The organism is Microvirga pudoricolor (assembly GCF_016892705.1).
GTDB classification, from domain to species: Bacteria; Pseudomonadota; Alphaproteobacteria; order Rhizobiales; family Beijerinckiaceae; genus Microvirga; species Microvirga pudoricolor.
In genome coordinates this window covers 1,330,077-1,356,367 of record NZ_JAFEMB010000001.1, presented here as the reverse complement: position 1 = coordinate 1,356,367, position 26,291 = coordinate 1,330,077, and the positions used below count along the sequence as shown (strand labels likewise).

General features: G+C 59.4%; 25 protein-coding genes and 1 tRNA gene. 8 read left to right on the top strand and 18 right to left on the bottom strand.

The window, feature by feature from the left end:
* The first annotated feature begins 127 nt into the window (after positions 1–127).
* Positions 128–925: an alpha/beta fold hydrolase gene (locus tag ILT42_RS06210; protein ID WP_204214562.1), complete on the top strand. Its 798-nt coding sequence runs from the start codon at positions 128–130 to the stop codon at positions 923–925.
* A 189-nt stretch (positions 926–1,114) separates the two neighbouring features.
* The gene (locus ILT42_RS06205) at positions 1,115–2,743 is read left to right on the top strand and encodes a GMC family oxidoreductase (RefSeq protein ID WP_204214561.1); all 1,629 of its coding nucleotides are present in this window, start codon (positions 1,115–1,117) and stop codon (positions 2,741–2,743) included.
* Positions 2,744–2,818: 75 nt separating this feature from the next.
* On the opposite strand, the gene ILT42_RS06200 is transcribed toward ILT42_RS06205, so the two are convergent.
* Together ILT42_RS06200 and ILT42_RS06195 are read right to left on the bottom strand one after the other, a co-directional pair.
* A complete protein-coding gene (locus ILT42_RS06200) occupies positions 2,819–3,460 on the bottom strand; it encodes a pyridoxamine 5'-phosphate oxidase family protein (protein ID WP_204214560.1) in 642 nt (213 codons plus the stop codon).
* 33 nt (positions 3,461–3,493) lie between these two features.
* Positions 3,494–4,459: an MBL fold metallo-hydrolase gene (locus ILT42_RS06195; RefSeq protein ID WP_229428354.1), complete on the bottom strand. Its 966-nt coding sequence runs from the start codon at positions 4,457–4,459 to the stop codon at positions 3,494–3,496.
* A 143-nt stretch (positions 4,460–4,602) separates the two neighbouring features.
* Between ILT42_RS06195 and ILT42_RS06190 the strand changes: the two genes are divergently transcribed.
* Entirely contained in the window at positions 4,603–5,496 is an 894-nt protein-coding gene (locus tag ILT42_RS06190) for a LysR family transcriptional regulator (protein ID WP_204214558.1), read from the top strand.
* Positions 5,497–5,708: 212 nt separating this feature from the next.
* Here ILT42_RS06190 and ILT42_RS06185 read toward each other — a convergent pair whose 3' ends face one another.
* The 7 genes from ILT42_RS06185 to ILT42_RS06155 all read right to left on the bottom strand — a co-directional run bounded on the left by ILT42_RS06185 (position 5,709) and on the right by ILT42_RS06155 (position 13,927).
* Complete coding sequence (locus ILT42_RS06185) at positions 5,709–6,968, bottom strand: MFS transporter (protein ID WP_204214557.1); 1,260 nt, start codon at positions 6,966–6,968, stop codon at positions 5,709–5,711.
* Positions 6,969–6,975: 7 nt separating this feature from the next.
* Positions 6,976–8,082: a mandelate racemase/muconate lactonizing enzyme family protein gene (locus tag ILT42_RS06180; RefSeq protein ID WP_204214556.1), complete on the bottom strand. Its 1,107-nt coding sequence runs from the start codon at positions 8,080–8,082 to the stop codon at positions 6,976–6,978.
* Between the two features lie 32 nt (positions 8,083–8,114).
* Entirely contained in the window at positions 8,115–9,017 is a 903-nt protein-coding gene (locus ILT42_RS06175; RefSeq protein WP_204214555.1) for a carbohydrate ABC transporter permease, read from the bottom strand.
* Positions 9,014–9,910: a carbohydrate ABC transporter permease gene (locus ILT42_RS06170; RefSeq protein WP_204214554.1), complete on the bottom strand. Its 897-nt coding sequence runs from the start codon at positions 9,908–9,910 to the stop codon at positions 9,014–9,016. The genes ILT42_RS06175 and ILT42_RS06170 overlap by 4 nt, the downstream gene beginning before the upstream one ends.
* A complete protein-coding gene (locus ILT42_RS06165) occupies positions 9,903–10,961 on the bottom strand; it encodes an ABC transporter ATP-binding protein (protein WP_204214553.1) in 1,059 nt (352 codons plus the stop codon). The genes ILT42_RS06170 and ILT42_RS06165 overlap by 8 nt, the downstream gene beginning before the upstream one ends.
* Before the next feature lie 4 nt (positions 10,962–10,965).
* Positions 10,966–12,525, bottom strand: coding sequence for an argininosuccinate lyase (gene argH / locus ILT42_RS06160; protein WP_204214552.1), 1,560 nt, complete (start codon positions 12,523–12,525; stop codon positions 10,966–10,968).
* Between the two features lie 61 nt (positions 12,526–12,586).
* Positions 12,587–13,927, bottom strand: a complete 1,341-nt coding sequence (locus ILT42_RS06155) for an ABC transporter substrate-binding protein (protein WP_204214551.1) — start codon at positions 13,925–13,927, stop codon at positions 12,587–12,589.
* 133 nt (positions 13,928–14,060) lie between these two features.
* On the opposite strand from ILT42_RS06155, the gene ILT42_RS06150 reads away from it, so the two are divergent.
* Positions 14,061–14,975, top strand: coding sequence for a LysR family transcriptional regulator (locus ILT42_RS06150; RefSeq protein ID WP_204214550.1), 915 nt, complete (start codon positions 14,061–14,063; stop codon positions 14,973–14,975).
* Between the two features lie 140 nt (positions 14,976–15,115).
* On the opposite strand, the gene ILT42_RS06145 is transcribed toward ILT42_RS06150, so the two are convergent.
* From ILT42_RS06145 to ILT42_RS06115, 7 genes are all read right to left on the bottom strand, one after another.
* Positions 15,116–16,177, bottom strand: coding sequence for an ABC transporter ATP-binding protein (locus ILT42_RS06145; RefSeq protein WP_204214549.1), 1,062 nt, complete (start codon positions 16,175–16,177; stop codon positions 15,116–15,118).
* Positions 16,174–17,166, bottom strand: coding sequence for an ABC transporter ATP-binding protein (locus ILT42_RS06140; protein WP_229428497.1), 993 nt, complete (start codon positions 17,164–17,166; stop codon positions 16,174–16,176). Before ILT42_RS06140 ends, ILT42_RS06145 begins: the two co-directional genes overlap by 4 nt.
* 26 nt (positions 17,167–17,192) lie before the next feature.
* Positions 17,193–18,122, bottom strand: a complete 930-nt coding sequence (locus ILT42_RS06135) for an ABC transporter permease (protein WP_204214547.1) — start codon at positions 18,120–18,122, stop codon at positions 17,193–17,195.
* 10 nt (positions 18,123–18,132) lie between these two features.
* Positions 18,133–19,104 carry an ABC transporter permease gene (locus ILT42_RS06130; protein WP_204214546.1) on the bottom strand — a complete coding sequence of 324 codons (972 nt, stop codon included), beginning with the start codon at positions 19,102–19,104 and terminating at the stop codon, positions 18,133–18,135.
* Between the two features lie 107 nt (positions 19,105–19,211).
* Positions 19,212–20,774 carry an ABC transporter substrate-binding protein gene (locus ILT42_RS06125; RefSeq protein WP_204214545.1) on the bottom strand — a complete coding sequence of 521 codons (1,563 nt, stop codon included), beginning with the start codon at positions 20,772–20,774 and terminating at the stop codon, positions 19,212–19,214.
* A 24-nt stretch (positions 20,775–20,798) separates the two neighbouring features.
* Positions 20,799–21,791 (bottom strand): alpha/beta fold hydrolase, encoded by a 993-nt coding sequence (locus ILT42_RS06120; protein ID WP_204214544.1) that lies wholly within the window; start codon positions 21,789–21,791, stop codon positions 20,799–20,801.
* Positions 21,691–22,581, bottom strand: a complete 891-nt coding sequence (locus tag ILT42_RS06115; RefSeq protein ID WP_204214543.1) for an alpha/beta fold hydrolase — start codon at positions 22,579–22,581, stop codon at positions 21,691–21,693. Before ILT42_RS06115 ends, ILT42_RS06120 begins: the two co-directional genes overlap by 101 nt.
* 121 nt (positions 22,582–22,702) lie before the next feature.
* Here ILT42_RS06115 and ILT42_RS06110 point away from each other — a divergent pair, with 121 nt between their 5' ends.
* Positions 22,703–23,689 (top strand): LysR family transcriptional regulator, encoded by a 987-nt coding sequence (locus tag ILT42_RS06110; protein WP_324617700.1) that lies wholly within the window; start codon positions 22,703–22,705, stop codon positions 23,687–23,689.
* A 129-nt stretch (positions 23,690–23,818) separates the two neighbouring features.
* On the opposite strand, the gene ILT42_RS06105 is transcribed toward ILT42_RS06110, so the two are convergent.
* Positions 23,819–23,894: transfer RNA gene (locus tag ILT42_RS06105), tRNA-Ala, on the bottom strand.
* 187 nt (positions 23,895–24,081) lie between these two features.
* Between ILT42_RS06105 and ILT42_RS06100 the strand changes: the two genes are divergently transcribed.
* From ILT42_RS06100 to folD, 3 genes are read left to right on the top strand one after another with little or no spacing between them, the layout of a single operon-like run.
* The gene (locus ILT42_RS06100) at positions 24,082–24,372 is read left to right on the top strand and encodes a YggT family protein (RefSeq protein WP_204214541.1); all 291 of its coding nucleotides are present in this window, start codon (positions 24,082–24,084) and stop codon (positions 24,370–24,372) included.
* Positions 24,362–24,697 carry a DUF167 family protein gene (locus ILT42_RS06095; RefSeq protein WP_204214540.1) on the top strand — a complete coding sequence of 112 codons (336 nt, stop codon included), beginning with the start codon at positions 24,362–24,364 and terminating at the stop codon, positions 24,695–24,697. The genes ILT42_RS06100 and ILT42_RS06095 overlap by 11 nt, the downstream gene beginning before the upstream one ends.
* Positions 24,694–25,596 (top strand): bifunctional methylenetetrahydrofolate dehydrogenase/methenyltetrahydrofolate cyclohydrolase FolD, encoded by a 903-nt coding sequence (gene folD / locus ILT42_RS06090; protein WP_204214539.1) that lies wholly within the window; start codon positions 24,694–24,696, stop codon positions 25,594–25,596. Before ILT42_RS06095 ends, folD begins: the two co-directional genes overlap by 4 nt.
* Here the strand turns inward: folD and ILT42_RS06085 are convergent, their stop codons facing one another.
* Positions 25,597–26,265, bottom strand: coding sequence for a hypothetical protein (locus ILT42_RS06085; protein WP_204214538.1), 669 nt, complete (start codon positions 26,263–26,265; stop codon positions 25,597–25,599).
* Positions 26,266–26,291: the final 26 nt, after the last annotated feature.

The window sequence follows — 26,291 nt, the reverse complement described above, 5'->3', positions numbered from 1 at the left end:
CGCTTGAACATACCGTTGATATCGCAAAAAACAATATCGCGATAAAAAATATTGACACGGATCAGCTGATCTGAGTATTTATATTTATCGCGATAACAATTATCGCTTTTGAGGAGGGCAAGTCGTCATGATCAAGATCACCAACAGCATCGCCGCCGTCGCTATGGCCGCAACAGGCCTTTCAGGGACCGTATCACCCGCGGTTTCTGAGACCATTCCTGCCAGCCAAGCTGTCAAGAACATCATGCTCGTCCACGGCGCTTTTGCCGACGGATCCGGCTGGAGGGGAGTCTACGACAATCTCTCGAAGCGCGGCTATCGGGTCACGATCGTTCAGAATCCGCTGACATCGCTCGAAGACGACGTCGCAGCCACAAAGCGAGCTCTTGAGCGGCAGACTGGGCCGGTCATCCTCGTGGGCCACTCTTGGGGTGGTACGGTTATTACCGAGGCCGGCATTGACGAGAAAGTCGCGGGCCTTGTTTATGTCTCGGCGCTGTCGCCTGATGCGGGCGAGACGACGGCTCAGCAATATCAAGGATTTGCGCCTGCCTCAGAGTTCGTGATCGAAACGACGAAGGATGGATTCGGGTATGTCAGCCCGACGAAATTCAAGTCTGGTTTTGCTCATGATGCCAGCGATGCCGATGTCGCCTTCATGAGTGACTCGCAGGTCCCGATCAACATGTCGGCGTTCGGCACGACGCTCCAGAATGCGGCCTGGCGCTCGAAGCCAAGTTGGGCCGTGATCGCCACCGAGGACAAGGCGTTCGATCAGGCGATGCTGATCCATATGGCAGAGCGCATCAAGGCACAGGTCACGAAGGTTTCGGCGAGCCATGCTCTCTTCATGACGCAGCCTGGCGTCGTTGCGGACACCATTGACCAGGCCGCCAAGGCCATCTCGACGAAAGTGTCACGCTGATGAACCCTGCCTCACCGGAGCAGTCGATCCTGTTCCGTTAGCGACAAGCAAGTTCTCTCAAGGGTGGCTAGGTGGGACCACGCTAAGCATGGCCGTGCAAAGTAACGCACGCCCAAAGCGAGACGTCCGACCGAGCCGCCGATCGACAATGACAATCCATCCCTCGTTCCATTCACGGAGGTCCGTCACGTGAAGCCGAAGACCTGTGACCAAAATCCATCCGATCATTCCGCCCTTTCGAACGGCGAGGTCAGCGACGTTTTCGACTTTATCGTCTGCGGCGCCGGCTCCAGCGGCTCGGTTGTCGCCGCGCGGTTGGCAGAAGATGGGTGCGCCCGCGTGCTGCTGCTCGAGGCGGGAGGAGACGACGCGGCCGAAACGGTTACGAATCCAGGGCAGTGGCCGCTCAATCTCGGCTCCAGTCGGGACTGGGGGTTCACGGGAGAGCCAGCGCCGGGACTCGACAATCGGCGTCTCCCTCTCAGCATGGGAAAAGGGCTTGGTGGAGGGTCGAGTATCAACGTCATGGTATGGGCGAGGGGGCACAAGGAAGATTGGGACCATTTTGCCGCCGAGGCCGGTGATGAGGCGTGGGGTTACCAATCCGTCCTTCGCTACTATCGCCGGATCGAAAATTGGCAGGGAGAGCCTGACCCGATCCGACGCGGCGGGGAAGGGCCAGCCTATGTTGCACAGCCTCACAAGCCCCAACCGATCGCCGAGTCTTTGTTGAGGGCAGCATCCACGATTGGAATTCCCGTCTTCGACACACCGAATGGTGAGATGATGGAGAGCCCTGGTGGTGCATCGATCGCCGAATTGCGGATTCGCGACGGCAAGCGGGAATCCATGTTCGGCTCCTATGTACGTCCCCTTCTGTCGCAACCGAACCTCACGGTTCTCACCGGTGCGCTGGTGACGCGCCTGACCTTCGATGGAAAGCGGGTGACGGGGGTAGAGGTTCTCATCGATGGCCGGCAGTTTCGCCTGATCTCCCGATGCGAGACGGTGTTGTCCCTCGGCGCGATCCATACACCGAAAGTGCTGATGCAATCAGGGATCGGGCCGGAGCAGGAGTTGCGGGCTCACGGTATTTCCATCATTCAGCATCTGCCGGGTGTCGGCCGCAATCATCAGGACCATCTCGCCTTCGGCTGCACCTGGGCCTACAAAAAGCCCGAGGGGGTCGGCGGGGGCGGATGCGAAGCCAAACTGTACTGGAAAAGCGACGCGCGGCTAACCCAGCCTGACATCCTGCAGTGTCAATTGGAGTTCGCCGTTCCTTCGCCGATCGAGACGGGACTCGATACGCCCGAACACGGCTGGACGATGTTCGCTGGCCTCGCTCAGCCCAGGAGTCGAGGTCGGATGCGGCTGTCAGGCGCGAACTCCGCAAATCCTATCTTGATCGAGCCGAATTCACTCAGCGAACCGGAAGACATGGCTGCGGCCTTGGTCGCCGTGGAATTGTGCCGCGATCTTGGGAATAGCGAAGCGTTTGCGCCCCTGGTCACAGGCGAGACGGCTCCAGGCGCGCGGGACCGAGCCGGTATGGTGGATTTTATCCGGCGATCCGCGGTTACCTACTGGCATCAGTCCTGTACAGCGAAGATGGGCAGGGATGAAATGTCGGTCGTCGATAACCAACTGAAGGTTTATGGCATCGAAGGTCTTCGCATCGCCGACTCGTCGATCATGCCCCGGATCACCACTGGGAATACAATGGCGCCCTGCGTGGTCATTGGGGAACGGGCCGCAGATTTGATTCGGGCACAGCATGGTCTAACGCCTACCCGGGAGGATTCTCAGCCCGTCTAATGACCGTTCATGCTCATCGCTGCTCAATGGTCCGCATGAGCGGGTCCTCGAGCAGCTTTCTTCAAGATCGATAGATCACGCCTTTCGACCCAGCAGGTGATGAAGACGTTGGTTCTCGGCGCGCAAGGTCTCGATTTCCTCACGTATGGGGGCGAGCATGGGCTCCAGTTCCTCTTGCGTGAAGCGTGGCGTGATGTGCTGAGGGCAGTTCCAGTCGAAAGCCTCGACCCGGATCAGCGCCGCACGCTCCCAACGCGCCGAGTACTCGGATGAAGCGAGGCTTGCAACCAGTTCGGGGTCCGCAGTCCGATCGATCATCCGCAAATGTCCGAAGATCTTGAGGCGCCGCCGATGGGCGTAGTCCATCAGGAAGAGCGAAACCCGGTCGTTCGTCGCGATGTTGCCAGCCGTTACATATTGACGGTTGCCCCGAAAGTCCGCGAAGCCAAGGGTACGATCATCCAAGACCCGCAAGAATCCTATTGGGCCACCCCGGTACTGCACATAGGGCCAGCCGGTCTCCGACACGGAGGCGAGATAAAACCCGTCGCGTCCCGCGATGAATTCTGACTCTGCGTCGCCGAACCGGTCATTTCGGACTGGCCCAGTTCGGTCCAGTGTCCCGTCCACGCGCGCATACTGGGCCGCACTGCCGTTGCGCTCACGCTCGGCCTTCACAGAAGGGGTCGAAGCGATCTCCAGCCATCTGTGTAGCATGGTCAACCTCGTCGAGAGCTAGAGGATGTGGGGTCAGTCCTGGTAAGCCCAATCCGCGACATTCCACGTCAGGCGACCTTGGTCGGACACGATCCGGCCGAGACCGGGGAAGGGCATGTGCGTGGCTGCGATGAGCACACCCTCCTCGGCCGCCCGAGGGAAGAAGCGCGCCCGCATGGCCTGAGCCGCCGGTCGATCCGCTTCCATTAGGAAATTCACGTCGGTGCCCATGGTCGGGTGCACCACGGGAAAAAGCATGTCGGAAACCATGATCAGGCTCTGTCCTCCGTCTTCGATCCGCACACCGATATGGCCTGGGGTATGTCCTGCAAGATCGACAAGCGACACGCCGCGGGCGATCTGGTGGTCGCCCTGCGTCGCCTGGAGATTTGGATACAGGCGGACGAGGTCGGCCGAGAGGCGAAAGCTAGGCTGAAGATAATCGGGCGCACCGGCCTGCTTGGCCGGATCGGTCCAATGCGCAATATCGCGCCGGTCGACATACACCTCCGCTCTCGGGAAGACACGGCGCCCGCCCGCGACAAGGCCACCAAGGTGATCCTGGTGCATATGGGTGACGATCACGGCCTCGATTTGATCCAATCTCAGCCCGCAGGCGGCGAGCGCCTGGGGGAGGCGCCCGGTTTGGCCCAACGTGCCGGCGGGTCCGGCATCGATCAAGATACGGCTGGATCCGTCCTCGACGAGATACTGATTGAACAGGAAGCGCACACCGCCCGGCCGCGCTGTGAACTGGGCCTTGGCGGCAGCTTCAACCTGCTCTGGCGTCCGGCCTGGGAAGTAGACGTAAGGCATGTCAGCATAGCCGTCCGACAAGGCCGTCACGGTGAAGCGACCAACCCTGACTTGCGCAAGCGGGGTGATAGCGGGAGCGGACTGACTGCTGGCGGCTCGCACAGGAAGGGATTGCCCGGCGGCCAAGAGACCGGCCGTTGGGAGGCCTAAGGCAAATGCGCGGCGGGAGAGCGAGAGGGGCATGGGATAAGCTCCAGCAATGGATGAGCCGGACGATCGATCTCAATCAATATCGGTGTCCGGACATAAGTGGACACTAGACCTTCCAATTTACCAGCGATATCCTGAGAATATGAGACATTGCCTCTCATCTTATGGAAGGATTGATGGATCGCTTCAATGCCATGACTGTTCTGCTCACTGTCGTAGAACAGGGCAGCCTTTCGGCTGCATCGCGACACCTGCGCGTGCCGCTAGCCACAGTGAGCCGAAGGGTGGCGGACCTGGAACGGCATCTGAGCGCCCAGCTCCTGGTGCGCACAAGCCGACAGGTGGAGCTGAGCGATGCGGGCCGCGCCTATGTTGAGGCGGCCAAGCGCATCTTGGAGCAGGTCCGGGAGGCAGAGCGCGAGGCGGCGGGCGAGTACACGGTGCTCAGGGGCGAACTCCATGTGACGGCGCCTACCATGTTCGGTCGAACGCATGTTCTCCCGGTCGCCCTCGACTTCCTGAAGGACCACCCTGACATCGACCTGCGGCTCCTGCTCAACGACCGTCAAGTGAACCTCATCGAAGATCACATCGATGTTGCCGTTCGCATCGGCCATTTGATCGATGGCGGCTTACGGGCGGCGAAGGTCGGTGCCATACGCCGCATTGCCTGCGCCAGCCCTACCTACCTAGCCCAACGCGGGTTTCCTACCACGCCTGGTGACCTCGCTGGGCATGACGGCATCACGTTCCAAGGCTTCGAACGTGCGCCCGAGTGGCGCTACCGCGGCGACAGCTCCGCATGGACCACCGAGCCGCGCACGCGCCTCGCCGTGAACTCGACGGAAGCTGCAGTCGCCGCAGCGGTTGCGGGTTTGGGGGTTGCAAGGCTCCTGTCATATCAGGTCGAGCGGGAGTTGCACTCAGGTGTCCTACTCGCCATCCTCGAGGATTTCGCCCCCGAACCCATGCCCGTAACCCTCGTTTATCCCGAACGTGGCCGCCTCGCATCTAAGGCTCGTGCTTTTATCGACTGGACGGCACCGCGGCTTCGCGCACGTCTGTCATGAAGTTGACCCTATTCGGTTCAGCTCCAACCCAATCTGTCATCGCGCGTTGGAGGGCTCACCCTTCGATCAGTTCGTTTCCAAGGTGGGCCTTAATCGGGAGGCGCGACTGCGTCGCAAACGAGAGGTTTCGTTCCTCCAGATCTGAAATTCCGCAGGTTTAACCTAGTCCCCATGTTCGGTTTCACAAAGGCTCAGCTGAGCCTGGGCATAATTCATCCGCCCTGTTTCGCGACTGTAGACGAGTGTCTCTTTCGGCCAAGCTCGACCGCCGTCACGTAGGCGATGACATGCCCGAAGGATATGGCTGCAAGTATGAGCAGAAGTGCCTTGTACCCGCCATTGAGGTCGTAGGCGTATCCCGCGATGAGGGGGCCGACAGCCATTCCGATACCTGAAGCCATGCGACAGATCCCAAGGATACGGGCAAAATCGGTCTGATGGGTCATGAGCTGGACGGTGGCGGCGAGCATGACCTGTTGTCCGCCAAAGGCGATGCTTCCTGCCAATGGGAAGATGAGCAAAGGACCCAACGCCATAAACGACGCACCGATCGTTATCGACGCAAATGTCATGATGATTGCCGTGGCAGCGATCATCATGACCCTTTCCGGCCCCCATAGATCGCAGAGATAGCCCGACCCAATGCGCCAGACGAAGAGGATCAGGCCCGCGAGAGCGACGACCCAAACAGCGAGATTTTCAGCGACACCGTAATCGTCCAGCAGGGCGACCTGTTGTGTGATAAGCCCCTGATAGGCTGCAGAACCGCAAAAATAGGCAGTAGCGATCGCAAGAAGCAGAACGAGAGGCATACCGATGGAGAGGTGTCTCGTGCTCGCTGTCTGTTGAACTCTGCGAACCGGGTCCATTGCAAGAAGATGCAGAGCTCCTCCAACGACGGCAACCAGCAACCCTAATGCCAGGTAAGCCGACCGCCATCCGGAAGTCACGATAATCCAATGAATGATAGGAAGTCCCAGGAAGGTAGCAAAGCTCGACCCCGCATCCGCGATGGCCATCGCCGTCGCAGGACGGTCGCGGAACCGGCCGGCCAGAACCGCGAAGACGGCATAAGAACTCGTGCAATGACTTCCGAGGCCGCCGATGAAACCGAATACTATCCAATAGGCGCGCGGTGTCTCCACTAATGAGAGGCCGCACAGAGCCAGGCCGAGGACAAGCGCCGCTGCAGCAAGAAGGCGGCGGCTATCCCAGCGGCTTAGGGCGTGACCGAATGCTGGAGCCGTCAACGCGTTGGTGAGCGCAAAGACACTGAAGGCCCCTGCGATCTCGACCCTCGACCAGTGGACATCTCCTTCAATGGCAACGAGAAAAAGACTGAACGACGTCCAGACGAGGCCGGAGATAGCCATGAGACCGAAGGCTGTCGCTAGGCGAACACGCTTCGCGAGGCGCACCCGCTGACTGCGGACCTTATGGCCTAACGAACTGACCTGATCGATAGACGTCACATCGGGCTCAATGCACTTGGAAGCGCTTGATCATGTCCCAGTTCAACTCAAGTCCAAATCCAGGTCCCTGAGGGACCTGAATGATGCCGTTCTTTGGATTGGGACGGTTGGCAATCATCTCTGCCCAGATAGGGTCGCGGGCCGGTTCGAAGCACTCGACACATAATCCGTTCGGAATGGCAGCGATCATATGCATGGCGATCTGGGCCTCTTCATGATGGCCGACACGAATGTCGTTGAGGTAGCATAGCGCTGCAGCCCGTCGCCACTCGGTAATGCCTCCAGCTTCCGACGCGTCAAAGTTCACGATGTCCACTGCTCCTTCCGCCACAAGACGCCGAACTCCGGCGCTGGTTGCTTCGCTCTGGCCTGCATCGATCGGGATACGCGTAGAACGGCGCACCTGCGCCATCATTCGCGCGTCATCGTGCCAGTGGCACGGCTCCTCGAACCAAGCAATGTCATACTGCTCGATCATGCGTGCGAAGCGCACCGCCTCGGAGACCGGCCAGCCGCGGTTAGCGTCGACCGCAATCATGAAGTCGTCGCCAGCCCCCTTGCGGGCGGCTTCCACACGCTCGGCATCCTTCTCAGCCGTCATGCCGCCGACCTTGACCTTGCAGCCAGCGAGCCCCGCCTCCTTGAGGCGCTCCATTTCGCGACCGAGATCCGAAAGGGTTTTGCCTTCCTCATAATACCCGCCGATGCAGATGATCGGCAGTTCTTGGCGATAGCCTCCGAGGAGCCGGCAAACATTCACGCCGGCGGCCTTGCCCATGAGATCCCAGACTGCACTGTCGATGCACGCGATCGCCTCCATGACGAGCTTGCGATCACGATTCCATTCGGCTTGCTTGAAAAGCTTTTGCCAAATGCGCTCGATGGCAAACACATCCTCCCCGATCACGAGAGGCGTCAGCTCCTTCTCGATGATCTCGACAACCTCATGCATATGATCCCGGTTGTCGCCGTTATAGACCTCGCTGATCAACCCTGCGTCCGTTTCCATGCGGGTGATGATCGTGCATCGCTTCGTGACGTTGTACCGGCTGCCACCGAAGTTCTTCGAGAGCGGAATCTCAACGGCAATGACGGTGACATTCTTGATCTTCATGATGACCTCAGGTCTAGAAAGAGCGGCGACAGTTACTCGCCCTTGGCACCGCCATCGGACAGTCCGACGACCAGTTTGCGTTGAACGAGCAGATAGAAGAGTACGACAGGAATCGTGACGAGAACGGCCCCAGCGAGCAGCATCCCCCAAGAGTAGATGTTGTCCTGCCCAATCCATGTGGCGAGACCGAGCGGCAGTGTCTTGTTCCGCTCTGAGGAAGTGAAGACAAGAGCGAAAAGAAACTCGTTCCACGCATGGTTGAAGGCAAAAACACCGACGGAGATAATGCCAGGAAGCGCGAGCGGCACTGTGACCTTGTACATGGCCTGCAGTCGTGTGCAGCCATCGATCATCGCGCTCTCTTCCAGGCTGACAGGTATGGCGTTGAAGTAGGATCGCATGAACCAGAGCGCGAGCGGAAGCGTAAATGCCGTGTTGGCGATGATGAGCGCGATCAGGGTATCGGCAAGGCCGAGTTTCACTACATAGATATAGAGCGGAAGAACGATCAGAACCTCAGGTAGCATGTAGCAGATCAGTGCCGCATTTGAGAAAGCGGCTATCCCGAAGAACTTGAATCGGCTGAGGCTATAGGCGCCGAGGCCTCCAATCACAAGCGATAGAACGGTCGCTCCTCCCGCCACGATGAGGCTATTCGCGAAGTAGGTCGGAAAGTTAGTCTGAACGAAGAGGTCTCGGTAATTCTGCAGTGTCCATTCCCGTGGTAGGAAGCTTGGGGGGGTCGCATAGAGTTCGCCACCAGGCTTAAAGGAACATAGCACCATCCAAAAGAGCGGGAATCCGACAACGGACACGGCCGTGAAAGCCAGAAGATAGACCATCATGCGCGAGGCAAGATGATGCACGTCCGCCAGCTCATGGTTACGTCGCGGTCTATCCGGAGCCGTTGCGATGGACAGGGTTGCCGATGTCATTGGTGAGCCTCCGCGCGCTTGATGAGGAGGAAGTACAGTCCGAGGAAAACGATCAGAATCGTGAAGGTCAGAATGGCGACAGCCGCTCCACGTCCAAACTCGAAATCCGAGAAAGCCTTCAGGTATACAAGGATCGGCAGCGTCGTCGTCGCGTCGAGGGGACCGCCTCCTGTCATCAGATAGATGATCTCGAACTTATGGAAGCTCCAGATGGTGCGCAGGAGCGCCGTCAGGAGGAAGACCGGCATCACATAGGGGAGGGTGATACGCCAGAACTGCTGAAAGCCACTGGCACCGTCGATTTTAGCGGCTTCGTACTGCTCCTGAGGGATCGACTGAAGGATGCCAAGAAGTGCAATGACCACGAAGGGAAAGAACTTCCAGACGCCGACGAGAATGACCGATGTCATGGCCAGGGACTGGCTGTTGAGCCATAGAAGCGGCTTGTCGATTACACCGACGGTGATAAGTCCAGCGTTGATGATGCCGACGATATCGTGGAACATGTAGCGCCAGACAAGAACGGCCACGACCGTCGGCACCAGGTATGGTGCCAGGATGACTGCGCGGGCGACGCCACGAAACAGAAATGTCTTGTTGAGAAGGAGCGCCAGTCCAAGACCGAAAATCATCTCTATCGCTACGCTTCCGAAGACCCAGACAAACGTGTTCCATAAGGCTGTGTAGAATGCTTGGCTTTCGAGAGCCCAGGCAAAATTCTCAAAGCCTACATAAGGACCGGACATGTCTCCCATGCCGACATCCTGCATGGCCGTCGCGAACACGGTGACTGTTGGAACGGCCGCAAGAAGAACCAGCAGGAAGAAACTTGGGGCCAGTGTCGCATAGGCGAGCGTGCGATCGCCATCCATTGCCGCGCGGGCGTCAGCCATGGGCAAGCCTCCGCTCGACGACTATTCCGTCAACCGGTAATGCCCTGCCGCTCGATGTTTCGAAGCGTCGTAGGTCTGCCGTGGCGACCGCGAAGGGCGTCTCCGATCCGACGACAGGGGAGTAGGAGACGCTCGACGGTATCCGGGCTATCGCCGGCGTCTCGGGCAAGCCCCCGCAGACATGACCATAGAGGAGCCGATCGCCTCCAAGATACTCCACCCTATAAACACGAAATGCGATGCGGGTAACATCGCTTCCCGACGGATAATTGCTCTCGGGCAGGAAGTTCTCCGGGCGAAAGCCCAGGGTGATATCGTCTTGCTGAATCAGGTTCATGGGCGGGGAACCCATGAAGGTCGCCACGAAGGTGTCCGCTGGATACTGATAGATCTCTTCGGGTGTGCCAATCTGTCTTACGGTCCCACCCTGCATCACGACGATCCGGTCTCCGAGACCCATGGCCTCCACTTGATCGTGGGTGACGTAGACTGACGTCACGCCAACGCGGTCTTGAAACTGACGCAATTCCTCCCGTGCCGAATGTCGCAGCTTGGCATCGAGGTTTGAGAGCGGCTCGTCCAGCAAAAAGACATCAGGGTCCCGTACAAGCGAACGCGCAAGTGCCGTCCGCTGCCTTTCGCCACCCGACATCTGACGCGGCTTGCGCTTCAGGAGACTGTCGAGCCCTACGAGACCTGCAGCCCATCTCACTTTCTCGTCGACGTTCTTTGTATTTGCCCCCCGGACGCGAAGCGGAAAGGCGATGTTCTCGTAGACTGTCAGGTGAGGGTAAAGTGCATAGTTCTGGAACACCATGGCGATGTTCCGATCCTTGGGCTGTAGTCGCGTGGCTAAACGTCCGCCGATGACGATGTCACCATAGGTTGGCAGCTCGAGCCCTGCGATCATGCGAAGCAACGTGCTCTTGCCGCAACCGGATGGGCCCAGCAGGACTAGGAATTCGCCGTCGTTCACGGTGAGGCTGACATTGGAGACCGCCGTGTGGTCCGTGAAGACCTTGCTGACCTGTCGAATTTCAAGCTGCGCCATTGAGTTAACTCACGATCTTTGATGGAGCGGTCGGACTGGAGCTGGCCACTAAGTGCCGAGCTTGGTCTTCGAGCCGCGCATCCGCATCCGCCACCCTGCGGACGATCTCGTCGACACCGTGAGAGTCTCGGTCGAGATCGCTTGTCCGTCTAGCAAGCATCTCGGCCATTCGCTCCGGCGCAGGGCCACCCGTGACGGTACGCGTTTTCAGGTTTTCGGCAGGATCGAGTGCCGTCGCAACCTTATCCTCGGAGATGTTGAGAGCGTGTCCGAACAAGGATTGAGAGGCCGCGTCAAGGTCGGACGCGGTAATATCGGTTGCGATGCGGCCTGCCTCGATCGCTTCGCGAACGACTTTACCCACGACATTGTGAGCCATGCGGAACGACAGCCCCGTCTCTCGGACGATGATGTCGGCAAGCTCTGTTGCCGTCCCGAAGCCAATCTCTGCTGAATGCAGCATGACGTCTGTGCGGACTTTCAGGGTAGAGAGAGTCCCTTCAAAGACAATAAGTGATCGGATGACGCGTTCGATGGCTTCCAATGCAGGAGCGTTGGGTGCCGAAACGCCGTCATTCACATCAGCGAGATGAGTGTTCTTGCTGCAGGCCAGTACAGTCGTGAGAGCGCCGATGGCGATCGCAGCAACACCTTTCACGTGCTCGAGCGCCTGCGGATTTTTTTTCTGCGGCATGATGCTGCTCACGCTGGAGTAGGCATCATCAAGCTCGATGAAACCAAACTCCATCGTATTCCAAGTCTGCAGATCGGTCGCCGCCCGCGAGATCCCCGTCATGAGGATGGCGACGGCGGCGGCGGTTTCGTGCACGTCGTCGCGAATGGCAACTCCGTCATATCCGACCTCGACGAGTTCCGCGAAACCCAACAGGTCGCGGGTCATGTCCCGATCGATGGGGAACCCTGTTGTCGAGAGCGCACCCGCGCCCAAGGGGCTACGATCGACATGCGACAGGGCGCCGGCGAGCCTTGCAAAGTCTCTTTCGACAAGATCGGCAGCGGCCAGGAGATAGTACCCGAAGGAGATAGGTTGAGCATGCTGGGTATGAGTGTATCCCGGCATCACGGTATCGACATGCTGACCGGCAAGACGGATCAGTGTGCGCCGAAGGTCAAGGACAACCTTCATCAGGTCCACAAGTCGTGCTCTCAGGGCAAGCCGCCACGAGGTCACGTGCATGTCATTCCGGCTTCGACCCGTATGCAGCCGCCCTCCCGTACTAGGCCCGAGACGCTCCACGATGTAGCGCTCAATATAGGAGAAAAGGTCTTCCTGTTGGTAATCGATGGTCAGCGCCGAGACGCCGACATCTCGCAAGTTCAAGAGCGTTGCGATGATTTGCGCGACCTCTGATCGATCAACGATGCCGCGCTCGGCGAGCATGAGGGCATGCGCCAGATGCACCTTCATCTCGGAGTCAAACTGGAACTTGATCCCGGCCGCGATTGCAGGGGCAAAGTAGGAGTCCACCATCGACTTTGCAGGAGGGGACTTGACGCGTTCGCGCAGGGACACGACCGGGCTGGCCGCCTGATCCTGTGGCATGGAACTTCTCCGGAGGTGTAGCCCGCGCCAAAACGCGGGCGCTGTTAGTGGATCTCGACAGCTATTTCTTGAGATCGTCGACGACCCGCTTCATGCGCTCTTGGCCCCACGCCGCAGCCTTGGCGGGATCCTCGCCCTGAAGGACGACACGCTGCACGACTTCGGCGGGTATTCCTCTGGCGACGATCGAGCCGATATAGGGGTTCACCACGCCGGAGCGTATCACTTTCCCGTCCTTAAAGACGGCTCCCGCCTCCGACTCGAAGTCAAGGGAATTCGACGTGTCGAAGGAAAGACGTCCGATATCTTCGCGACCGTTCAGAACTTGCGCCGCACCCATCTTGATAACCTTCTCCTGAACACCTTTCAGCGGAGGGATAAGGTGAGGATAGGCCGTGAGCGAGAACTGTTCGAGGCGTTCCCCTGTCACGATGAATTTCAGGAATTTGCGCGCAGCATCGACGTTCTTCGATCCTACTGCGGGAGACGAAAGTGCGAAGCTATTGGCGTTCACGAACTTGACCGCGACGCCGCTCGGCCCGGCGGGCATCGGCTTCGCGCTCGTGTTCTTGAAGATCTCCGGTGTATTCACTGCGGCATTGGCTGCCAGACGCGGAGCATAGATGTCGAGACCGATCTTGCCCGTCAGATAGACATTGATCATGTCTCCGTAGGAGTAAGAACCGATGCCGGACGGCGAATACGCAGCCATCTCCTTTAGAAAGGTCAATGCCTTGACAGTTCCTGGATTGTCGAAACTGACATTGAGATCCTTGTCAAAATAGGTGCCCCCGGCATTCCAGATCATCGCTGACAGATAGATGCTAGCCATGCGGTTCTTGCCGGCTGGGTAGATGAATCCGAAATTGCCGTCGCTGGTGAGGGCTTTTGCTGCCGTCTTCAGTTCATCCCAGTCCTTTGGTGTCTCGAGTCCCTTCGCCTTGAGCATGTCATCGCGTTGCCAGAGCACGCCGTAATTGCCTAGGGTGTAGGGAATGTCGTACGTCTTGCCTTCGACCGGCACGAGCGATCCAGGAACGTAGTCTGAAGAACCGATTTCGTTGATGACGTCATCGACGGGGACTAAATAACCTTTCCGGGCAAATTCGAACCTCTCTTCGGGAAGCAGTTTGAAAACTTCCGGCATAGTCTTCGTGTTGATAGAGGCCAGAACTTTTTGGAGACGCCCGTCGGTGCTGACGGCTTCCATCTCGATCTTGATATCCGGGTTCGCCGCCTCGAAATCCTTGATGGCCTTATTGTAGAACTCAATACTGGGTGGATCGGTCTCGTTATGTAGAAAACGCACGACCTTGGTTTGCGCGAAAGCCGATGTGGAAACGAGAACAAAGAATAGCGAGCTGGCGATTCCTGCGCCAGTCCGCGCGCGATAGCGTCCCATGCGTTCCTCCGTTTGGTGCTTTTTGGCTTCTGGGTCAATCCACGGAGGACTGCCCGAAGTCTTATATTGGAAGCATGCTAGACGTTGTTTGCGATCCGTCTAGTACATGTTAGTAATATCCGATATCCAAAATATGGATGACGTGCCGATGAATCTGGAGCATCTGCGTACATTCGCTCGGGCCGCCGAATTGGGGAGCTTCACAAAGGCTGCCATCTCGCTCGGCCTAGCTCAGCCGACGATCAGTCGGATCATCGGCGAACTGGAAGTCGAGTGGGACGGCGCATTGTTCTACCGCACCGGACGCGGAGTGGAGTTGTCGGAACTCGGACATGAGGCTTTGGCGCGAGCCCAATCCGTGCTGCGAGAGGTCGATCAGATTTCTGAAGACCTTAGAGCGTTCAACCGCCTTCCCAGCGGACACGTCTCGATCGGGCTGCCGCCCTCGCTGATCCCCTATATCATACCAAATCTGCTGAACCAGATCCGGAGCGAACGCCCGGGCATCCGTCTGCGCATTTATGAGGGATTCAGCGAGCAGATCGAACACTGGCTCGCTGAAGGCGTTGTTGAGGTTGGAATCTACAGCAAGTACAAGGAGAATGTTCTGGATTCTCGTAGCCTGATGTTCGACTCTCGGCTCGTTCTGGCAGGAAATTCAGCTGATTGGGATCTGCCCGAGGAGATCGATTTCGCGGAGCTTTCCAATGTTCCTCTCGTCCTTCCGGCACTGACCAATGGTTTGCGCGTGGCTGTCGATGCGGCGGCGAAGCGTCTGAAAATCAGCCTCACGATCGTCGCCGAAGCGGACTCGATCCTTGCCCAGAAGGAGATGACGCTCCATTGCGGCTGCTACATGGTCAAAGCCCCCCATACGATTCTGAGTGAAAAGCAGGACCGAGTGTTTGCAAGCGCTACAATTCGCAATCCTTACATCAATCGTTACGTTGTCCTCGTAACGGGGCAGAAGAAGCCATTGAGCAGGGCAGCCCGCGAGATTGCCACAAGAGCGACTTCAATCCTTCGAGGGTATTCCGGCAGCCTTTGAGCAGCGGAAGCCCGTTATCCTATAACGGCCGCAGCCTGATCGGATGAAGCTCCAATGACCGGTGGCCATCCCAATGGAAGCGGCAAACAGCACTTGAGCGACGATCTCTTGAGTTGGATCAGATCAGGAGGATGAGCCGCTTAGATTCCCTGACCAGCATCATTCAAATGGCAAGCCGAAACATGGTTGGGTGCAACTTCTTTCAGCTGTGGCGTCTCAAGTTTGCAGCGCTCGAAGGCATGAGGGCAGCGGGGATGAAAGTGACAGCCCGGCGGTGGGCTCATAGGACTCGGTAATTCGCCCTTGAGTGCTGTGAAGCGGCGTTTCGTCGTCTCCAGCCTGGGAATTTCAGCTAGGAGCGCTCGAGTATATGGATGATTGGGGTGAGAGAATATCTCTTCGACCGGCGCCTCCTCGACAACGCGCCCCAGATACATGATGATGACCCGATCCGAGATGTGCTCAACAAGGCTGAGATCGTGACTGATAAAGAGGTAGGTGAGCTGCAACTCCTGCCTCAGGTCCATGAACAGGTTGATGATTTGCGCCTGAATGGACACGTCGAGCGACGCAACGGATTCGTCGCAGACCAGGACCTCCGGTTGTACAGCCAAAGCTCGCGCGATACCGATGCGTTGCCGCTGTCCACCTGACAATTCATGCGCGTAGCGCGACTTGAGGGCAGGTGGCAGGCCGGCGCGTCGCATCTGCTCATCTATATACTCGACGCTGCTTTTGCCGCTTCGTTGGATGAAGCCATGGATGCGAGGCGCCTCACCAACGACATCTTCGATGGTCATCCTCGGATTGAGCGATGCAAACGGGTTCTGGAAAATCATCTGGACACCGAGTTTGATCTGCCGCCTTTCAGCACTGCTGAGAGAGCGAATATCGCAGCCCTGCCAGAACAGCTCACCTTCGGTGGGGTCGATGATGCCTGCGATGACGCGTCCTAGCGTGGACTTTCCGCATCCCGACTCACCCACCAAGCCAACGACTTCGCCTTTCTTAATCGTCAGATCGACACGGTCGACGGCCCGAAGCATCTTGGGAGGCTGTGCCAGTCCCGCTTTGATGAGAGCTTGGGCTACCAAGTCGGTCTTCCGCCCGAAGACCCGGGACAGGTTACGGCCTTCCAGCAAGACGTCCGGAGACCGTCCAGTGGTCGATAATGCGCCGTGTGGGGACTGCGCGGGGTTCATGAGCCGAGACCCTCCCGGGAACTGATCGGATGCCAACACCTATGGGCATGGTTGCCGTGTGTGGCCAAAGGGGGCGTCTGATGGCAGGCGTCGTCCGCGAATGAACATCTCGGGCGAAAAGCGCACCCTTGCGGCATACTGAAGATCGACGGTGCGAACCCGGATATCTGCCGCAATCTATCTCCGCGTCTGTTGCGGCTCGGAACGGAATTCAGAAGACCATCTGTATAGCGATGCCGGGGGCTTCGGATGACCTCCGCGACTGGCCCATACTCGACAATCTGACCCCCATACATCACCGCGACATTGTCCGCCAGTCCGCACACGATCGATAAATCATGAGTGATCCAAATCAGCGCCGTGCCATACTCAGACGTGAGCTTCTGCACCTCCGACAGGATCTGGGCTTGGATCGTGACATCGAGGGCTGTGGTTGGCTCATCGGCAATGATCAGATCCGGCTTATGGAGCAGCGCGATTGCGATCGCAACACGCTGGCGCATTCCCCCTGAAAACTCATGAGGGTATGCGTCGAGCCGCTCCTCCGGTCTTGGTATGCCCACCTGCCCGAGAGCATCACGGGCCCGCCGGCGCGCCTCCACCAGTGTCACATCGTCGTGAGCACGTACGGTCTCGATCATCTGCGTGCTGATCCGCAGGACCGGATTGAGAGTCATCATCGGATCCTGGAAGATCATCGCGATCCTTTTGCCGCGCAGCCGCTCCATTTCCAGGTCGGATAGTTTGGCCAAGTCGATACCATCGAAGAGGATCTGGCCGCCGCAGATGCGTCCAGGATTCTCGATGAGGCCCATGAGCGACATTCCGGTGACCGACTTTCCGGACCCGGACTCGCCGACCAAGCCGAGAACCTCTCCACGCCTCAAGGTGAACGACACATCATTGATGGCCGTGCCTTCTCCACGGTTCGTCTTGAATTTGACCTTCAGGCCACGGACGTCAAGCAGCGCCCGGCTCGAGGAATGCATCGTCTTGGGATCCGACGCAAAGCCGTTCACGCCTGCCTCCTCGGGTTGACGACGTCGCGAAGTTGATCGCCGACCAAATTGATGGCCACGATAATGACGAGAAGCATGATTCCTGGATACAAGCTGATCCAGTACTTGCCTGAAAGCATGTACTGATACCCGTTTGAAATCAGTAAGCCGAGGCTGGGTTCCGTGATTGGAACGCCGAGGCCGAGAAAGGATAAAGTGGCCTCAAGGGTAATGGAGCGTCCGACTTGGACCGTGGCAATTACGATCAGGGGAGGCAGGCAGTTTGGCAGCAGGTGCTTGAAGAGGACACGCCAGCGAGGGATAACAAGCGACTCTGCGGCCTCGATGTATTCCTTGCGACGCTCGACGAGAGCGACACCGCGCGCGGTGCGGGCATAAGTCGACCATTCGACGATTATAAGGGCCAGGATGACGTTCATCACGCCGCGTCCCATAAAGGCAAGGATCATCAACGCGACAAGAATTGTTGGAAACGAGAGCTGAAGATCGATCACCCGCATGATGAGGTTTTCTGTGCGCCCTCCAGCGTAGGCGGCGTAAATTCCTATTGATGTGCCGATCAACGCTGCAACGAGGGCTGAGATGACTCCAACGCCAAGCGATGTGCGAAGACCATAGATGATGCCGGAAAGCATGTCGCGGCCTTGGTCGTCCGTACCCAGCCAGTATGTCATGCCGGCCACGGATTGCGCGCCAGGCTCGAGCTGGCTATCCATAATGTCCAACTGCATGAGATCATAGGGATTCTGCGGGACGATAAAAGGTCCGAAAATGGCAAGAAGGCTCAGGACCGACAGCACGACTAAGCCCGAAACCGCCAACGGGGAAGCCATGAACTCCCGGACCATGCGCCGCACCGGCGTTTCAGTGATCGGAAGTTTCTCGTCCTGTTCGGAACGAGATGCGCTGCTGGCATGTGCCGACATCGGGGTATCCTTAATCACGGGAGAGTCGCACACGTGGATCGAGCGTCGTGTAGAGAATGTCCACGATCAGATTGATCGTGACGAAGATGAACACGATAATCATCAGATAGGCGACAATCATGGGTCTATCGAGCACGTTGATGCTGTCGATGATGAGCTTTCCCATCCCCGGCCAAGAGAAGATGGACTCGGTGACGACCGAAAAAGCGATCAATGAGCCGAACTCAAGGCCGATGATCGTCACGACTGGGATCATGATGTTCTTCAAAACGTGCACATAAAGCAATCTTTGCCTCGAAAGCCCTTTGGCTCTGGCAAACTTAATATACTCTTGGGGCAACACCTCGCGGACGCCAGCTCTTACCATGCGCATGATGAGCGAGATCTTGAAGATCGAGAGAGTTAGTACCGGCAGGCAGAGATGAGAGAGCCCATCCCACGTAAAGAATGACCAGCCGATCCCGAGAAAGTCCACGGTCTGGCCGCGGCCGCTTGCCGGAAGCCAACCGAGATAGACGGAAAAGAACATGATCAGGATCAGAGCCAACCAGAACAGCGGCACGGAGAATCCGAGGATCGAGCCAGCCATCATGAATTTGGCGAAGAACGAGTGGGGCCGAAGACCAGCGTAGAGCCCGAGTGGAACGCCTATCAGAACCGAAAGTAAGATCGCCGCAATCGCCAGCTCCATCGTGGCCGGCATGCGGCTCAGAATGACCTGAAGGGCCGGCATGCCGTAGACGAAGCTATTGCCGAAGTTCCCCTGAAGAGTGCCCTTCAGGAAAGAAAGGTACTGGCTCCACAAAGGCTGATCGAGACCGAACTCAGCGACGATTCTCGCGCGTTCCTGTTGATTGGCGTCAGGCGAGATCAGGATCGAGACGGGATCGCCGATCACGTTGACGCCGACGAAAACGATCGCAGTCATGACAAGCACAACGAATACCGATTGAACGAGACGCTGTGCCAACCAAGTAGTCATGAACCTGCTTTGTCCCAGTTTCTTGCATTGAACGGCTCGCGTTCGGCACCCTCGTCATGCTCCAGAGGTCGGTCTGACCTCTGGAGCAAATTCTCTCCGTGACCCTGCTATGGCGAGGGCTTGGCTTCCTGCGGAAGCGTGAGTTCATCAGCGCGCCCCTTGAACGCGATTGATTTTTTCAATGCCCAAGTGTTCTTCTGAATGTACAGCGGCAGGATCGGCATATCATTCAAGACATCGCGCATCACCTGCTGAAAGGCCTGCTCGCGCTTGGTATCGTCGATTTCGCTGACCGCTGCGGCAAGGGCCACATCATAGGCGGGGTTGCTGTAGCGCCCGCGGTTGATAGAGCCAGTGCCCTTTTCCTTGTCGAAAGTGGCAAGAGTGTTGGTCATCCCGATTCCCGGCTCCCCAGCACTGCCCCACGTGCCAAGGAAGGCGGCGAATTCCTGCTTGCTCGCCCGGCTTTGGAACGGTCCGTAAGGCATGGCGTCAACATTCGTCTTCACGCCGATGCGCGTCCACATCTGTCCAATCGCCTGCAACACGCGAGCGTCGTTGGGAAAGCGGTCATTCGACCCATGGAGGGTGATCTGGAAGCCTTGAGGGTAGCCCGCTTCAGCCAGCAATGCTCGCGCCTTCGCTGGATCTGCCGCAGGAGCCGCGATGTCGGCCGCATATCCATAGGTATCCGGGGGCATGAACTGCATGGACGGAACGGCAAGTCCATCCATGACCCTCTCTGCGAGTGCCTTTCTGTCGATAGCCAGCGACAAGGCTTGCCGCACCCGGACATCCGTCAAGGGGTTCTTCGCGAGCGGTTTGCCCGAGGCATCGGTGATGAAGACAGGGTTTTCTTTTCGCGAGTGGTCGAGGTTGATGTACATCAGTCTCAAGCCTGTCGCGTTCACCACCTCGAAGGCGTTGTTTGTTGACAGGCGCGGGACGTCGGCACTGGATACCTGGTCGATCATGTCCACGTCGCCCGACAGGAGGGCTGCCGTCCGTGCCGCATTGTTGGCGACGACCCGGTAGTCGACCGTCTCCCACGCGGCCTTCTCACCCCAATGTTGGTCGTTTCTGGCGAGCTTGACCCCTGAGATGCTGCTTCCGGAAACGTATTTGAACGGGCCAGTCCCGATCAGCGCCTTTCCAGAGTTGAAGTCCTCCGTGGTGACGTTGGCGTGTGTCTTGCTGTCCAGGATGGTGATGCGTTGCAGCATGAGAGGCAGCGTCGGCACCGGCTCGCTGGTCCTGATGCGCAGTGTCAGGGGATCGACGATCTCGGTGCGCTCGATGCCACGAAGATAGCTTGTATAAGGGCCGGGGCTGTTCGTGACTTTCGGAATGCGCTCGAACGTAAAGACGACGTCTTCGGCCGTGAAATCCTCTCCGTTGTGGAACTTCACGCCTTCGCGCAGCTTAAATTCCCACGTCAGCGGGTCAATCATCTTCCAACTCGTCGCAAGCGCTGGCTGGAGGCGGGCATTCTCGTCCGTTCCGGTCAAGCGGTCGAAAATGGTGTAGGAGAAGGCGGCATTGGGCGAGGCGCTGTGATAATGCGGGTCCAGAGACGTAATCTGCCCGCCAAGGCCCATCTTGAGATTCTGTGCGCTCGCGGCGCCTGACATCAACAGGGATGCGAAAACTAAGAGCGTTCGTGTCATCATCGAAGGGCCTCTGGTTTCAAGGGGTTATGCGTTCGTGTGGGATTCCACAAATGACCGGACGGTTCTGCAGAAAGCGTTAGGATGCTCGCGGAACACGTAATAGCCGGAGCGGTTGAAGACGCGAAGCTCGGTTTCCCGCTGCTTCGGCGCCAAAAGCTCCATCAGGTATTCCGCATTGCTGAAAGGAGCGATGGGGTCGTCGAGGCCCCAGACCACCAAAGTTGGGCAGGGTAAGCCGTTGGCATGGATGAAGCGATGCAATTCGGAGCGCCTGCGGTTCCAAGAACCCACATAGGAGCGCAGATAGCGGTCGTCGGCCTGCATGACCTCTACGGCTTCCACATTCCTGTCGCTCTTTGCGACGTCTACTGGTTCGTCAAGCCACTCTTCCGTAACCGAAAGGTGCGATGGAGAAGCTGTCTCGAACATCCAGCGCAAGCTCTGCCGGCTCATAAGCGGCACGGGCGGATTGGCCTGAACGATGTTGCGTCGGTCGACGCCTGGCGTCAGCGTATTGGCCGAGACCAGCACAAGACTGGCGACGAGCCCGGGATGTTCGACGGAGATCTGGGCCGCTACGAACGCGCCCTCGTCATGGCCCACGAGGTGGTAGGGCCCATTGCCGAACTCTCTCAGTACGGCCGCTACGTGAGCGGCGCTCGCATCGAGCGTATAATCATCAGCTGCTTTCGGGTTGTCCGTGTATCCTTGTCCGAGGCGATCGATGGCGATGACTCGAATGCCGTCTCCAAGTCTGTCGAAGATGGTCGACCAAACCGAGGCCGTCTGAACCTCGGTCGGCGAGCCCATGTGGCCACCATGCAGAAGGACGACGCAAGGGCCGCTCCCGCGCTCGAAATAGCGGGTTTTGATGCCGCCGGCGTCCATGAACTGCGCCTTGCCCATGGTCGGGATATCAAATGCCATCGTAGCACCCGTCAATGTGGTCCTTGAGGACGCGAACGAACTGAGGGAGGCGTTCGCGGTAGAGCGAATGCCCGGATTGATTGATGACATGCATCGATACCCGCGGTTGGTGCTTGGATATGAGGCGCATCAGGTTGTAGCCCATCTCGATCGGGGCAGTCGGGTCGTTGTAGGCCCAAAGAATCTGAACGCGCCGCTTGATGGGCTGAGCCTCAAGGCGCATGAACAGGTCCTCCCGGTCCGCCGTAAGGTCGGGCAGAAATCGTTTCACCCGCAACCCGCCGGCACCCATCTTGGCGATCGCCTGGCGGATTTTGTCAGTTCCGAGAATGCGCAGCTTCGTTTCTATGAGTTCCGGCGAAGTCAGAGACGGGTCGAAGGAGTAGTGCATCGTCGAAAAGCGAAGGGCTTCTCGGCTCCCTGGCGGGTGGGGGTTGCGAATGTGCAGCCCTTCATTGCGTGCTCCACCCGGAGCGACGGTGTTGCTGTCGCCGATCGTCAGGCTCTCCACGAGGTCGGGCCGCTCAAGAGTCGTCCTGGTCACGACGTAGCCGCCGCGGGAGTGGCCGACGAGGTGGTAAGGTCCCAGCCCCAATGCCTCGAGGAAGTGAATGAAGTGCCGTACCGACCCCTTCATCGTCCAGCCGTTTTCATCGTCGAGGGGCGGATTGTCGGTATATCCTTGGCCAAGCCTGTCGACTGCGATGGCTGTTTGTCTCTCCGCCATGATCGTTGCGACGGGAATGAAGTCGTCCGCGCTCGATGCCGAATTGGCGTCCCCAATCGTTCCACCGTGAACGAAAACAACCGGACGGCCTCCTGAGCCGGCTATCAGATAACGTGTGCGGATGCCTCCCACGTCGATCCAGCGTTCATGCATGCGATTTCACTCTCTGAGACAATCATTGGCAGTGTGGACTTGAAGTCAGCGTAGAACTTGAGCACTCTTTGTTTAAGGGAATTAATCGACTGAACTAAGTCTGTTCTGGAATAAATGACCTATGACACCTGACATCAGCATGCGCGATCTGGAGTCTTTCGACGCTCTGGCGAGGTTTCATAGTTACACGAACGCGTCCGAAGAGCTTGGGATGACACAATCCGCTTTGAGCAAGCGGATCAAGGAGCTCGAGGAGAAACTGGGTGTGCGGCTTTTTGATCGAACGACACGTCAGGTGTCGATGACGTCGGAAGGGCAGGAATTCCTGTCGCATGCCACGAAGCTGCTGGAGCAGTTCCGCCGTTCGGTCGAGGAGGTGCGCGAGCGCGCTGCCGGCTTCCGCGGCCGATTGTCGATCGCCGCGGCGCCGCACATGTCGGCCAACCTTCTCCCGCCTGTCATCGCGAGCTTTCTAGCCGAACACCCTGAGGTCGAGATCGAGTTCCATGATTGTCGTAGCCATGAGACGTTACGGCATATCCTGTCCGAGGAAGCCGATATCGGGCTGACCGTCACGCCGTCAGGCTATGTCGCCCATCCACAGATCGCCATTCTTCCCGTGCTTGATCGGATGGAATCGCTGACCGTCGTCTTTCGCCGCAACCACCCGCTCGAAACCCTGGAGCAGGTCACCTGGCAGACTCTGCGACCACATAGGATGGTCGTCTTGCGGCCGACGAGCGCGGCGGTGCGACTGGTCGATGTGATCCGGACACAGCAGAACATCGCCTTCGAGCACACCTTTGAGGTTTCTCTGATCGACACGGCCCTCGGAATGGCTGCAGCGGGTGTGGGCGTTGCCGTGTTCCCCCGCTACGTCACGTCCCGGTCTGGCGGCAATTCCCTCGTGTACCGGGAGATTCAGAATTCATCGATGCGCATCAGCTTCGGATTGCAGTATTTGAGAGGCCGGACGCTATCGGGACCGGCTAAAAATTTCGCCAGACACTTGCGGACGTATCTCGCCGCGATGGAGCCTGAAGGTGAAAGCGATCAAGACGGTCCGCCCGACCCGCAAGGTTCCGGCGGGCGTCCCCCACCGCCTTGAACCTGTCCCTGGCCATCCGGCGGCTGACCCCGGACGCACCGCTGCCCGCCGCATCGCGCTCCCGATCAGCTCATCGCGGGTATGGCAACTCAGGTCAAAAACAAAAAATTCCAGGAAGTTTCAAAAGGTTGGTGGAGCTGAGGGGATTCGAACCCCTGACCTCTGCAGTGCGATTGCAGCGCTCTCCCATCTGAGCTACAGCCCCGGTCCGGTCGGCAGACCAAGCGGTGAGGTTTTAGGCCCGTGGGCTTTCGTCTGTCAATCGGCCGGAAGGGGCGGGGCGCCTCCTTTTTGCGGGCCGGGCCCGAGCCTGCCGGGTGCAGGTCGGTTCCGGGTTGTTCCATCCGGCCAGGAACGCTACATGAAGCTCACCCCATCCTCGCGAGTGTTCCATGCGCGCCCTGCTCGAAGTGATCCTGCTCGTCCTGCAGATCTACACCTACCTGATCGTCGCCACGGCCGTTCTGAGCTGGCTCGTCGCCTTCAACGTCGTGAACACCCGCAACGACCTCGTGCGGGGCATCTGGCGCTTCCTGGACGCGGTGACCGAGCCGGTCCTGCGGCCGATCCGCAGCATCCTGCCCAATCTCGGCGGGGTCGACATCTCGCCCGTCATCCTGATCCTCCTCATCATGCTGATCCGGGGCTGGATCATCGATTATCTCCTACCGAGTGCCTTCTGACGGCGGGCCTGCGCCCTGGCGGACCTGCCCCGAGGGGCTGGACGTCCGGGTCCGGGCGACGCCCCGCGGTGGGCGGGACGCCATCGAGGGGATCGAGACCCTCGCGGACGGCGTGGCGGTGCTGAAGCTGCGGGTGAGGGCCGTGCCGGAGAACGGGGCCGCCAATGAATCCCTTCGGCGGCTTCTGGCCGAGCGGCTGGGGCTTCCGGCCTCCGCCGTGCGCCTCGCAGGGGGCGCCGCGGCCCGACGGAAAACCTTTGTGATCACGGGCGATGCCGAGGCCCTGGGCCGGAGGCTCGCCGCTTTGACGGGACGGGACCCATGAGCGCAGCCATCATCGACGGAAAAGCTTACGCGGCGGGCCTGCGCGGCCGCATCGCCGGGGCCGTGGCGGGCTTGGCCGGGCAGGGCGTCCGGCCGGGGCTCGCCGTGGTGCTGGTGGGCGAGGATCCGGCCAGCCAGATCTACGTGAGCAACAAGGCGCGCCAGACCGTGGAGACCGGCATGGCCTCCTTCGAGCATATTCTGCCCGCCTCCACGAGCGAAATCGAGCTCCTGCGCCTCGTCCGGCGCCTCAACGAGGACCCGTCCGTGGACGGCATCCTGGTGCAGTTGCCCCTGCCCAAGCATATCGACGCGCAGCGGGTCCTGGAGGCCATCGATCCGGCCAAGGACGTGGACGGGTTTCATCCGATCAATGCGGGCCGGCTGATGACCGGGGTGGGCGGTCTCGTGTCGTGCACGCCGCTGGGATGCCTCCTGCTGGTCCGGTCCGTGCGGCCGGACCTCGCGGGGCTCAATGCCGTGGTTCTCGGCCGCTCCAACATCGTGGGCAAGCCCATGGCGCAACTGCTGCTGGCGCAAAGCTGCACCGTCACGGTGGCCCATTCGCGCACCCGCGACCTGCCGGAGATCTGCCGTCGGGCCGACATCCTGGTGGCGGCGGTAGGCCGTCCCGAGATGGTGCGCGGCGACTGGATCAAGCCCGGCGCCACGGTGATCGACGTCGGGATCAACCGGGTGCCGAACCCGGCCGCCGGGGAGGGCAAGACCAAGGTGGTGGGCGACGTGGCCTTCCAAGAGGCGGCCGCCGTCGCTGGCGCAATCACGCCGGTTCCCGGGGGCGTCGGGCCGATGACCATCGCGTGCCTGCTGCGCAACACCCTGGAGGCCGCCTGCCTGCGCCGCGGCCTGCCGGTGCCGGCGGTGGATGCCGCCGCCTGATCAGTTCGCCGCGAAGCAGTAGAGCCGCCCGGCCCCGCCGGTGCTCTTGAGGGCATCCTGGCTGCACCCGCCCCGCGACGCGTGGGAGGCGTTCCAGGACTTGGCCGGCGGGGACTCGTCCAGGCCGGTGCGGTCGTGGTGGCCGACCATGACGGCGCCGTCCGGGCCGCTCTTGGTCCAGTTGCCGCAGGTCATGTCCTGGCCCCCCGCGAAGGTGGTGCCGTCCGGCTGCGAGCCCGTGAGGATGTCGTGCTCGTTCGGGGTGTCGCCCCGGCCGTTCACGGTCTCGCCCTTCTCGGTGAGGGCGGTCTGCTTGTTCAGGTTGTTGCCCGGGCCGTGCAGGTCGGCCACGTCCTTGGCGACCACCACACCCTTGGCGTTCTGCCACGGTCCCCGGCCGATCCTGTCCCGGGCATTGACGCCGGTCGCCCCGCCGATGGCCTGGGCCGACAGGTAGGCCCGCCACGTCTTGCCCCGAATGCCGGCGGCCTCCGCCAGGCCCTGGCACAGGCGGTCGGCCCCCTCGAGCCCGCCCAAGTCCGCGCCCTTGCCGGAGCCGGAGCTGGTGACGAAGAAGGTTGTCTCGGGGCTCTGGGCGCTGGCGCCGGCTGGCAGCAGCGCCAGCAGGCCGAAGGCGGCGATCATCGAAAGGCTACGGGTCCCAGGCATGGTTTCCTCCTTGTTGCGTCCTTGGG